Genomic DNA, 11,898 nt, shown 5'->3' on the forward strand with positions numbered 1-11,898 from the left:
TATCAGAGTCGTTCTTATAACTATTTAATACGCACCATTCCGTTAATAACAACCTCTTTTTTAACCAGGGATCGACTGTGAAATTTCAACCGCTACTGGCCCTGGGCCTGACGATTCTGGCCGCCTCCACCCAAGCCTTCGGCGGCGCCACGCTGGATCGCATCGAGCAGAAAAAAGAACTGGTTGGCGTACTGATGGAAAGCTACCCGCCCTTCTCGTTTCTCAACGAGCAAAACCAGCTCGACGGCTTCGACGTTGACGTCGCCAAAGCCGTGGCGGACAAACTGGGCGTGAAACTGCGCCTCGAAACACCGTCCTGGGACGTCATTGCCGCCGGGCGCTGGAGCGGGCGCTACGACATCTGCATCTGCTCGATGACCCCGAGCAAGGCACGCGCCGAGGTGTTCGACTTCCCGGTCGAGTACTACGCTTCGCCAGCCGTGATCGTGGTCAACGCCAAAGACGATCGCATCCACAGTGCCAAGGATCTGAGCGGCAAGAAAGTCGGCCTCACCAGCGCCTCCAGCTATGAAAGCTATCTGAACAAGAATCTGGTCATCGAAGGCGCCGAAGACACGCAGTTGCAGTACCCGTTCGAGGAGGTGCAGATCGCCCCGTACGACACCGACAACGTTGCCTTCCAGGACTTGGGCCTGGGTGCCGGCGTGCGTCTGGATGCGATCCTCACCAACCTCGTCACTGCGCAACCCCGCCTGAACGAAGACAAGCGCTTCAAACTGGCCGGTGAGGCGCTGTACTCGGAACCGAACTCGGTGGCCATCGAAAAGGGTGATGCCCAGTGGGATGCGAAAGTGCGCGAGGTGTTTGCGCAGCTCAAGCAGGACGGCACCCTGAGCAAGCTCTCGCAAAAATGGATCGGCGCCGATATCAGTCAATGACTTCTTTTCCGACACCTCCACAGCCACCGCAACCGGTGGCTGAATCACTTCTGCGCCGACTCTTCGGTTTTCGTACGCGGCTGTACCTGACATGGGCGGTTATGTTCTGCCTGTTCGCCGGGTTCTTCCTGAGCTTCGACCTGAAGTTCTCGATCATCCTCGACAAACTGCCCAACCTGGTCGGCCTCAAACTCGCACCCAATGGCTTCCTGCAAGGCGCGGCGCTGACGTTGTTTCTGTGCGTATGCTCGATTGTCACCTCGTCATTACTGGGCTTCGTGACGGCTTTGGCGCGACTGTCGAAAAGCGCTGTGGCCTTTGGCATCGCCAGTTTCTACGCCTCGTTCTTTCGCGGCACGCCACTGCTGATCCAGATCCTGCTGATCTACCTCGGCCTGCCGCAACTGGGCATCGTGCCCGGCGCCATCGCTGCCGGGATCATCGCGCTGTCGCTGAACTACGGCGCCTATCTCAGCGAGATTTTCCGCGCCGGCATCCTCGGCGTCCCCTACGGCCAACGCGAAGCGTCGCTGGCGCTGGGCATGCGCGAGAGCGTGATTTTCTGGCGCATCACCCTGCCCCAGGCCATGCGCACCATCATCCCGCCGACCACCAACCAATTCATCTCGATGCTCAAAGACTCGTCGCTGATCTCGGTGATGGGCGTTTGGGAAGTGATGTTTCTGGCGCAGTCGTATGGTCGTTCAAGCTATCGCTACATCGAAATGCTCACGACCGCCGCGATCATTTACTGGGTGATGTCGATCGGGCTGGAGCTGATCCAGGCGCGCATGGAACGGCATTACGGCAAGGCTTACGAGCGTCGAACTTAAGGTGTTCTGCAACACCACAGACATCATTCTGTAAAAACCCACCGCTATACAGGACGGCCCGCTTATAACAAAAGTCCGTCCGTCCATGCCCTTCCCGCCTCAGCGCCTGTCCCTCGCCATCGCACTGTTGATCGCCACCACGGCAGCTCACGGTAAAACCGTGCAGATCGACACTGCCACCACCGCCTCGCAAACCCTGGGCGGCAGCGACACGCTGACAATTTCGGCGCCGGGCAGCATCACCAACAGTGGCAAGGCCGTCAGCCTGAAGGACAGCACCAGCGGCGCCGGGGTGGTGATCGATAACTCTGGCAAGATCGTCTCCAGCGGTGGCCGCGCCATCGACAGCAGCGGCGACCTGACCCAGGCGCGCAACTACGCCCTCTACAACCGCAGCGGCGGGCAGATTCTCGGCGCCAACGATGCCTTGCGCATCGACAGTAACTTCGTCAGCGGCAGCCTGTTGATTGATAACAGCGGCATCATCCGCTCCACCACCGGCCAAGGGCTGGATCTGGATGCACTGCGTAGCGACGGCGTAAAAACCACGATCATCAACCGCACAGGCGGACTGATTCGCGGCGACGCCAGCGACGGCATGAAGACCGGCGCCAATGCGACGATTACCAACTACGGCGAGATTTCCACGGGTGACTCGCACAACGCCGATCAGAAATTCGACGGCATCGATATCGACACCGCAACCGGTGTCAGCGTGACCAACTACGGCGTCATTTCCGGCGGCCGCCACGGCATCACCACCGACCTCGGCGCCACACTGATCAACTACGGGCAGATCACGGGGCGCAATGGCTCCGGCTTCGGCTCCGATGGCGACGGCACGGTGGTCAACCACGGCACCATCACCGGCGCCTATTCCGGGCTGCAACCCAACGGTGACGGCGACGGTGTGGACATCGACAAGATCGCCCACATCGAAAACTACGGCACCATCCAAGGCGTCGGCGCGGGCGGTGTCGACAAGGGTGGTTTTGCCAATGGCAGTGAGGGCATCGCCCTCGGCGGCGGCTACATTCTCAACGCCAGCGGCGCGATGATCAGCGGCGCCACCAGTGCCATTCTGGTGGATGACGGCAGCGGTGGCTCGGGGCTGGCGGCGACCACGCTGGAGAACTTCGGCACCATCCAGGGCCTCGACGGTTTCGGCGTGAAGCTTGTCGGAGAGTTCGCCGACAACGTCATCAACGGCGGCACGATCAGCGGCAGCAACGGCCTGGCGCTGGATCTGGGCGGCGGCGATGACAGCCTGAACTTGCGCAATGGCAGTCGCTTCGTCGGTAGGGTCGATGGCGGCAGCGGGTACGACCGGGTGGTGATGGACGACGCGGCGGGCGGCAGCTTCGGCGAGAGTCGCAACTTTGAATGGCTGGAGGTCAAGCAAGGCGCGTGGACGCTGACCGGTACTGGCGATTTCAGTGATGGCGGTGCGGTCCGTGACAACGCGACGCTGATCAACCAAGGCAGTATCGCAGGCAACCTGACCGTGGATGCCGGCGGTGTATATGCCGGCGGTGGTTCGGTGGGCAGCCTCAACGTCAACGGCACGCTGCGAACCGACACCAGCCTCGGCCGCGCGACCATTGTTCATGACCTGAACATGGGCAGCGCCTCCACCCTCGCCTATGGCGTCAATGCCGACGGCAGCAGCGCGTCAGTGCAGGTCGGCGGCACCGCGAATCTCAACGGCGCGACCCTGGCGGTAAATCCCGGCAGCGGCACTTATCCATGGCAGAGCCATTACACCGTGCTGCAAGCGGCACAGGTCAACGGCACCTTCGGCAAGGTCACCAGCGACTACGCGTTTCTCACGCCGACGCTGGCCTACACGCCTACTCAAGTCGATCTGACGTACACCCGCAACGACGTGGCCTTCAATGATTTCGCCGCCACCGGCAACGGCAGCAACGCCGCCAACAGCCTGGCCTCGATGGGCAAGAACAACGCGCTGTACAACGCGTTGCTTAACACCACCCAAAGCACGGCCGGCGCCGCGATCGAGCAACTGGCCGGCGCCAGCAACGCCAACCTCACCAGCGCGACCCTCGGCGCCAGCAGTCAGGTCGGCAGCAGCATGCTCTCGGCGATGCAGCAGATCGGCGGCAGCCCGGGACTGATGGTCGGCCTCGATCAGCGCGATACACCCGTGTTGGCGGCCAACGGCGTGCCATCCGCAGCGCGTAACCTGAATGATCCGAACGCGCGCGGCCGCCTCTGGCTGCAAGGCATCGGTGGCTACGGCAAGCTCGACGGCGAACACGGCAGCAGCGGTCTGGAACAGCGCACCAAGGGCAGCGTACTCGGTGCCGACTGGTCTCTGAATCCGCAATGGCGTCTAGGCGTGCTCGGCGGCTATTCGAAAACCGATCTGGACGCCACCGGCGTCGATGGCAACGTCGAGAGCTGGCATGCCGGCGTATACGCATTGCATCAGAACGGCCCGATCTCTCTGCGCCTCGGCGCGGCGTACAGCGGCCATCAAGGCGAAAGCAAACGCACCATCGCCTTCAACGGTTTCAGCGATCGCCCGAAAGGCGACTACGACGCCGACAGCCAGCAAGCCTTCGCCGAACTCGGCTACGCCATGGGCAGCGGCCGTCTCAGCGCCGAACCGTTCGCCAGCCTCGGCTACCAGCGCTACCACCGCGACAGCTATCGGGAAAAGGGCGCCGCCGCGGCGCTGCAAGTCGACAGCCAGACCCAGGACAACTTCAGCAGCACCTTCGGTCTGCGCCTGGCGCACCTGAGCAGCCTGGACAACGGCATGAGCCTGACCCCGCGCATGGCCGTCGGCTGGAAGCACACCTATGGCGACGTCAGCAGCTCGACGCGTCAGGCCTTCGTGGTCGGCGGCACGGCGTTCAGTGTCGATGGCAGTTCGCTGGATCGGGACAGTCTGGTGCTGGAGGCTGGCCTGGACGTTGGGATTTCTGCTCGGCATACGCTGGGTGTGGGTTACAGCGGTGAAATGGGTAGCAACAGTCGTAACCACGGCTTGATTGGGCAGTGGCAGATGAGTTTTTGATGTTGAACAGCCGGCGAGGTCTTGATTGGGTGTAGGAAAAGGAACCGGTGTAGTCGAGTAAAAATACCGGTTCCGGATCTGAGGGAAGATTTCTACAGAATGATGCGATGTCGCCTGCAAGACTGCGGGAAGCAGCCGACATCGGAATTTTCAGCGCCTCCATAGAGTTGGGTCTTCTGTTCAAATGAGACCGAACTTGATGCCAGCTCAACATACGTACCCAGCAAAAAACCTGGCGTTGGCCATTGCGCTGACGCTCGGCGGCGTGGAGCTTACACACGCTCAGCAAGTGCATGAAGCCACTGAACCACCTTCTGCGATGAATGCGCCGGAACTGCCCGAAGCCAGTCCTAATGCGAAGTCGGCTGAAAGACTTCAGGGCTTTCTCACCGACCAAAGCACTGTTCCCATCGTCTTCGACACAGCCCAAAGTACTTTTGAAGGCACGGCCCTAAACGATCTGATCATTCTCAAAGACGGCGCCAGCTTCACTGGCCGGTTGGATGGTGGTGGGGGGGACAACGTTCTGCTATTGGATGTCTCTGACGGGGGGACCCTGAAAGACACTCGTAATTTCAACGGACTGGCTCTCATCCGGGGGGACTGGACACTTAGCAGCAAGAAAGACTTCAAAGAAGGAGTATTGGTAGAAAGCGCCGGAGTGTTGACCAACCTTGGCACCATCGAAGGTGGCGCGCTTATCGCGGGCAAGCTCTTGAACAAGGGAAGCATCAAGGGAGACGTAGAGGTCGCTAACGGCGGTAGCTTTGCAGGTAAAGGCACGGTAGGCAATTTACACATTGACGGCTTACTCACGGTCAACCAATTTCAAGGCAGCCCGCGAGTCAAAGGCGATTTGACCCTGTCCCCGAAAGCCGAATTGGCTTATGAGGTCAGTCCGCAAGGTAGTCAAACAATCAAGGTCGAAGGCACTGCCAGCCTCCAAGGCTCCACACTGAAAGTCGTTGCGGGTCCTGGGGAGTATCCGCAAAGCAGCCAGTACAGAATAATCGAAGCAGGCAAAGTTGAAGGTGAGTTCGGCACGATCCTAAACAACCTTGCCTTCATGACAGCTACACCTCATTACAACAAAAAGACTGTAGGTCTGACTTACACCCGCAACGAGGTACAGCTGTCGGACGTTGCCACCACCGACAATGGTCGTGCGGTTGCTGAAAGTATTGACGAGCCACAAACGCCATCGCCTTCCGCAATGCCAGCGCCATTGACGGCGTCGCCACCAATTTCTGCTTCAAATGCTCCATTACCAATGCCGGGCGAAACCGTTATTGCGCGCGACGAAGAAGCCGCCGAACAGCCTGCGCCTCAACCGCCAAAACCCGCAAACACAGCCATTGCGGCGTTACTGACCAGTGACAAAAACACTGCCCCCATCGCCATCGAACAACTCGCCGCTGGCAGCAACGCCAACCTCGCCAAAGCCACATTGAGCGCCGTCACGCCCGTGAGTGCGAGCATGCTTTCGGCCATGCGCCAACTCGATAACCGCAGCAGTTCCGCCCATGGCTCCGGCAACAATCCTCGCCAAGCCGCCGGCGGTGCAGACTCTGGCCGAGTTTGGGTTCAGGCACTCGGTCATGGCGGCAAGGTTGATCGTGAAGCTGACAGCACCCTGAAACACGCCACCCAGGGTCTGGTCGTGGGCGCTGACTGGCGGCTCGATGAGCAATGGCATGTCGGTCTGCTGGGTGGCAAATCCCAGACCAAACTCGACGCTCGCCAGTACGATGGCGACCTCGACAGCTGGCACCTCGGCGCCTACGCCGTGCGTCAGGACGGGCCGCTGGCGCTGCGCCTCGGTGCCACCTATGCCAGCCATGACGGCAGCAGCAAACGTCGGGTGGCGTTCAATGGATTCAGCGATCGCCTCAAAGGCAATTACGACGCCAACACCCAGCAAGCCTTTGCCGAACTGGGCTTCAAGCTCGGTCGTAACAACGTCACGCTTGAGCCATTCGCCAGCCTTGGCTATCAACGTTATCAACGTGACAGCTACAGCGAAAAAGGCGGCGATGCAGCGCTGAAAGTTTCTGGGCAAACCCGCGATAACCTCAGCAGCACCTTTGGCCTGCGCACGGCAAAAATCAATCGCCTGGATAACGGCATGAGCCTGACACCTCGATTCAGTGCCGGCTGGAAACACACCTTCGGCGAACTCGACAGCGATACTCGCCAGCAACTGGTCAAGGGTGGCAAGCGCTTCAAAGTGGCCGGTGCCGCGCTGGATCGCAACAGCCTGGGCATCGACGCCGGTCTCGATCTCGGACTGTCGGCCAACCACACACTGGGCGTGGGTGTCACCGGTGAGTACGGTACCGAGAGCCGCAATCAGGGCGTGATAGGCCAGTGGCGAATGGCGTTCTGATGGTCTGAACACTGTCCCTGTGGGAGCGAGCCTGCTCGCGAAGAGGGAGTGTCAGTCGACATGTTCTGTGACTGATGCACCGCATTCGCGAGCAGGCTCGCTCCCACAGGGGATTTTTGTGAATCAGTAATTTCAGGCGAAAAAAAGGGGAGCACATGCCCCCCCGAGGTTTAAAGCGTTGAATCGTGGCCGTTATCTCAGCCTTCGATCTCGATCAGGATTTCGCCCGGATTCACCCGGTCGCCCTTGGCGACATGAATGGCGGTGACCTTACCGGCGATGGCCGCCTGCACTTCGGTTTCCATCTTCATGGCTTCAGTGATCAGCACAGCCTGGCCAGCCTTGACGGTGTCGCCTTCCTTGACCAGCACATCGACGATGTTGCCCGGCATGGTGGTGCTGACGTGGCCCGGTGCAGAGGCCTGCTTGCGCTTGCTGCTGCCACCGCTGACGAATTCGTTGAGCGGTTCGAACACCACTTCTTCCGGCATGCCGTCGATGGACAGGTAGAAGTGACGCTTGCCTTCAGCCTTCACGCCAACACCGGTGATATCGACGCGGTAGGTTTCGCCATGAACGTCGATGACGAACTCGGTTGGCACACCCGCACCGCCCGCCGACGCGACACTGCCTGGCTCTGGAATCGGCAGCAGCACTTCCGGCGTGAGGGTGCCGGCGGCACGTTCTTCAAGGAACTTGCGGCCGATGTCCGGGAACATGGCGAAGGTCAGCACGTCTTCTTCGGACTTGGCCAGAGCACCGATGTCGGCACGCAACTTGGTCATTTCCGGCTTGAGCAGATCGGCCGGGCGCACGTCGATGACTTCTTCGCTGCCGATGGCCTGACGACGCAGCTTCTCGTCGACCACGCCCGGTGCCTTGCCGTAACCACCCTGCAGATAGAGCTTCACTTCGTTGGTGATGGTCTTGTAGCGCTCGCCGGCCAGGACGTTGAAGAACGCCTGGGTGCCGACGATCTGCGAGGTAGGGGTCACCAGTGGCGGGAAGCCGAGGTCTTCACGTACTCGCGGAATTTCCGCCAGCACTTCGGCCATGCGGTTCAGCGCGCCCTGCTCTTTCAACTGGTTGGCGAGGTTGGAGATCATCCCGCCCGGCACCTGGTTGACTTGCACACGGGTATCGACGGCGGTGAATTCGCTTTCAAACTGGTGGTACTTCTTGCGCACGGCGTAGAAGTACAGGCCGATTTCTTGCAGCAGCTCCAGGTTCAGACCGGTGTCGTACTCGGTGCCTTTAAGGGCGGCGACCATCGATTCGGTGCCCGGGTGGCTGGTGCCCGAGGCGAAGCTGGAGATCGCGGTGTCGATGTGGTCGGCGCCGTTTTCGATGGCCTTGAGCTGACACATGGTCGCCAGACCGGCCGTGTCGTGGGAGTGGATGAACACCGGCAGCGACTGCTCGGCTTTCAGCGCGCGGACCAGTTCGCCAGTGGCGTACGGGGTCAACAGGCCGGCCATGTCCTTGATCGCCACCGAGTCGCAACCCATGGCTTCCATTTGTTTGGCTTGCGCCACGAAGGCGTCGATGGTGTGCACCGGGCTGGTGGTGTAGGCGATGGTGCCTTGGGCGTGTTTGCCCGCCGCTTTCACCGCTTCGATGGCCACGCGCAGGTTACGCACATCGTTCATGGCGTCGAAGATGCGGAACACGTCGATGCCATTAACGGCGGCTTTAGCGACGAAGGCTCTGACCACATCGTCGCTGTAGTGGCGGTAGCCCAGCAGGTTCTGGCCACGCAGGAGCATTTGCAGACGCGTGTTAGGCAACGCGGCGCGCAGTTGGCGCAGACGTTCCCACGGGTCTTCCTTCAGGAAACGTACGCAGGCGTCGAACGTCGCGCCGCCCCAGCATTCCAGCGACCAGTAGCCGACTTTGTCGAGCTTGTCGCAGATCGGCAGCATGTCTTCGGTGCGCATGCGGGTGGCGAGCAGCGATTGGTGGGCGTCGCGCAGGATGGTGTCGGTTACAAAAATCTTTTTAGTCATTGTTCTATTCCTCACAGGCCTGCGTGGGCGGCGATGGCGGCAGCGATGGCCAGGGCCAGCTCTTCGGGTTTGCGCTTGATCGAGTAGTTGGTCAGTTCAGGGTGGCTTTCAACGAAGCTGGTATTGAACTGGCCGCTACGGAATTCCGGGTTGCGCAGGATTTCCTGGTAGTACGCGGCGGTGGTTTTCACACCTTGCAGACGCATGTCGTCGAGGGCGCGCAGGCCACGATCCATGGCCTCTTCCCAAGTCAGCGCCCAGACCACCAGTTTCAGGCACATCGAGTCGTAGAACGGCGGGATGGTGTAACCGGTGTAGATCGCCGTGTCAGTTCGCACGCCCGGGCCACCGGGGGCGTAGTAACGGGTGATCTTGCCGAAGCTCGGCAGGAAGTTGTTTTTCGGGTCTTCGGCGTTGATGCGGAACTGCAACGCGAAACCACGGTGCTGGATGTCTTCCTGCTTCACCGACAGCGGCAGGCCGGAGGCGATGCGGATCTGTTCGCGGACGATGTCGATCCCGGTGATTTCTTCAGTGATGGTGTGTTCCACCTGCACCCGGGTGTTCATCTCCATGAAGTACACCTCGCCCTCGGCGAGCAGGAACTCCACGGTGCCGGCGTTCTCGTAACCGACAGCCTTGGCCGCACGCACCGACAGGTCGCCGATGTAGGCGCGCTGTTCCGGGGTCAGTTGCGGGCTCGGCGCGATTTCGATCAGCTTCTGGTTGCGACGCTGGATCGAGCAGTCACGCTCAAACAGGTGCACGACGTTGCCAAAGCTGTCGCCGAGGATCTGCGCTTCGATGTGCTTGGGATTGACGATGCATTTTTCGAGGAACACTTCCGCCGAGCCGAAGGCCTTGGTGGCCTCAGAGATAACGCGAGGGAAATTCTGTTCGAGCTCTTCGCGGCTGTTGCAGCGACGGATACCGCGACCGCCACCACCGGAAGTGGCTTTGAGCATCACCGGGTAACCGATGCGGTCACCCTCGATCAGCGCTTCTTCGATGCCTGCGACGTTGCCTTCAGTGCCCGGCGTGACCGGCACGCCGGCCTTGATCATGCTGCGGCGCGCTTCGGTCTTGTCGCCCATGCGGCGAATGACTTCTGCCGACGGGCCAATGAATTTGATTCCGCGTTCGGCGCAGATGTCGGCCAGTTCGGCGTTTTCCGAGAGGAAACCGTAACCGGGGTGCAGTGCATCACAGCCGGTTTCCACGGCCAGGTTCACCAGCTTGCGCGGGTTGAGGTAACCGGCCAGTGGCTCGGCACCGATGCTGTGGGCCTCGTCCGCACGCTTCACATGCAACGCATGCCGGTCGGCGTCGGAAAAAATCGCAACCGAGCGAATGCCCATCTCGGCGCAGGCTCGCACGATTCGTACGGCAATCTCACCACGGTTGGCGATCAGGATCTTTGTTATCACTTGGAGGTTCCCTTGAGCCGGTGGCACCACGACCTGCTAGACCCAGGTCGACGCGTGACCAAATGTTTCAATTTAGTCGCGACCCCACACTAGCGCCCACAAGGGATTAACAAAAATGAATAAAAATTGGGTTAGCCATAAGTAAAGACTTATAGTCAGCGCATCATCTAGCGTTCAGAGCGTGTAGAAAATGCGTAAGTCCTTGATGCGTATGACATTGCGTCAGTTGCAGATCTTCAACGAGGTTTGCGATTTACGTTCTTATAGCCGCGCAGCCGATGAAATGTCTCTCACACAACCGGCCGTCAGCCTACAGATTCGTCAGTTGGAAGAGCTGATCGGGCAGCCATTGTTCGATTACGTCGGCAAAAAACTCTACATGACCGAAGCTGCCGAAGCCCTTCAACGTGCCAGTCGAGACATTTTCGGGCGCTTGGAAAACCTCGATATGCAGCTGTCGGACATGCAGGGATCGCTGCAGGGCCAACTGAAACTGGCGGTGGAATCGAGCGCCAAGTATTTCGTGCCGCACCTGTTCGCGGCGTTCAAGCGCCAACATCCGGAAGTGAATCTGCAACTGACCGTGGTCAACCGCGGCCAGGTGATCCGGCGTCTCTCGGACAACCGTGACGATCTGGTGATCATGTCGATGGTGCCGCAGGACATGGGCCTGGAATTTCTGCCGTTCTTGAACAACCCCATCGTGGCCACGGCGCGCCCGGATCATCCGTTGGCGCATATGGGGCCGCTGCGTTTGCAGGATCTTGAACCGTATACGTTGCTGATCCGCGAACCCGGTTCGGGCACGCGACTGGCCTGCGAGGAATACTTCAAAGAGAAACGCGTGCACTTCACCCAGACCCAGGAAGTGGCCTCGGCCGAAGCTCAGCGCGAATGCGTGGTGGCGGGTCTGGGCCTGGCGCTGTTGACGCGCCACGCCCTGAACCTGGAGCTGGCGACCGGCGGCCTGGTCGAGTTACCGGTCGAAGAGTTGCCGCTGTTCCGTAGCTGGTGCCTGGTGCAAGCCAAAGCGAAACGACTGTCACCGGTGGCGCACGCCTTCCTGGCGTTTATCCGCAGCGAGCGCGTGCAGATCAGTGCGCTGGTTGAGCGCTTCGACGGGAAGCTGCCGGTGCTGCCTGCCAGTGATTGATCTCGGGAAAGTCGCCGATTTCGGCCTGAAGCTGACGGAGTTCGAAGCGATCTTCGATCGCGCGGCGAAACTCCATGCGGCGCTGGTCTTCCTGCTGACGACGGGTTTTCGCGGCGCTGTTGCGTTCTTCGTAAGGCTGAGCCATTTCGAG

The 11,898-nt window shown here is 60.3% G+C and carries 8 protein-coding genes; 5 read left to right on the plus strand and 3 right to left on the minus strand.

Annotated features, from left to right (window positions below; all coding sequences use genetic code 11):
- The first annotated feature begins 77 nt into the window (after positions 1 to 77).
- From IAI51_RS03245 to IAI51_RS03260, 4 genes are all read left to right on the plus strand, one after another.
- A complete protein-coding gene (locus IAI51_RS03245) occupies positions 78 to 899 on the plus strand; it encodes an ABC transporter substrate-binding protein (protein WP_187677174.1) in 822 nt (273 codons plus the stop codon).
- On the plus strand, positions 896 to 1,732 hold the full coding sequence (locus IAI51_RS03250) for an amino acid ABC transporter permease (RefSeq protein WP_187677175.1): 837 nt from the start codon (positions 896 to 898) through the stop codon (positions 1,730 to 1,732). The genes IAI51_RS03245 and IAI51_RS03250 overlap by 4 nt, the downstream gene beginning before the upstream one ends.
- Positions 1,733 to 1,817: 85 nt before the next feature.
- Complete coding sequence (locus IAI51_RS03255) at positions 1,818 to 4,775, plus strand: autotransporter domain-containing protein (protein WP_187677176.1); 2,958 nt, start codon at positions 1,818 to 1,820, stop codon at positions 4,773 to 4,775.
- Positions 4,776 to 4,974: 199 nt separating this feature from the next.
- Positions 4,975 to 7,161 (plus strand): autotransporter outer membrane beta-barrel domain-containing protein, encoded by a 2,187-nt coding sequence (locus IAI51_RS03260; protein ID WP_187677177.1) that lies wholly within the window; start codon positions 4,975 to 4,977, stop codon positions 7,159 to 7,161.
- Positions 7,162 to 7,358: 197 nt separating this feature from the next.
- Here the strand turns inward: IAI51_RS03260 and oadA are convergent, their stop codons facing one another.
- The gene (gene oadA, locus IAI51_RS03265; protein ID WP_187677178.1) at positions 7,359 to 9,167 is read right to left on the minus strand and encodes a sodium-extruding oxaloacetate decarboxylase subunit alpha; all 1,809 of its coding nucleotides are present in this window, start codon (positions 9,165 to 9,167) and stop codon (positions 7,359 to 7,361) included.
- An 11-nt stretch (positions 9,168 to 9,178) separates the two neighbouring features.
- Positions 9,179 to 10,594 (minus strand): acetyl-CoA carboxylase biotin carboxylase subunit, encoded by a 1,416-nt coding sequence (locus IAI51_RS03270; RefSeq protein ID WP_187677179.1) that lies wholly within the window; start codon positions 10,592 to 10,594, stop codon positions 9,179 to 9,181.
- A 190-nt stretch (positions 10,595 to 10,784) separates the two neighbouring features.
- On the opposite strand from IAI51_RS03270, the gene IAI51_RS03275 reads away from it, so the two are divergent.
- Entirely contained in the window at positions 10,785 to 11,747 is a 963-nt protein-coding gene (locus tag IAI51_RS03275; RefSeq protein ID WP_187677180.1) for a LysR family transcriptional regulator, read from the plus strand.
- Here the strand turns inward: IAI51_RS03275 and IAI51_RS03280 are convergent.
- On the minus strand, positions 11,689 to 11,892 hold the full coding sequence (locus tag IAI51_RS03280) for a PA3496 family putative envelope integrity protein (RefSeq protein WP_187677181.1): 204 nt from the start codon (positions 11,890 to 11,892) through the stop codon (positions 11,689 to 11,691). The genes IAI51_RS03275 and IAI51_RS03280 overlap by 59 nt on opposite strands.
- Positions 11,893 to 11,898: the final 6 nt, after the last annotated feature.

This window comes from Pseudomonas sp. N40(2020), assembly GCF_014472415.1.
Lineage (GTDB): Bacteria > Pseudomonadota > Gammaproteobacteria > Pseudomonadales > Pseudomonadaceae > Aquipseudomonas.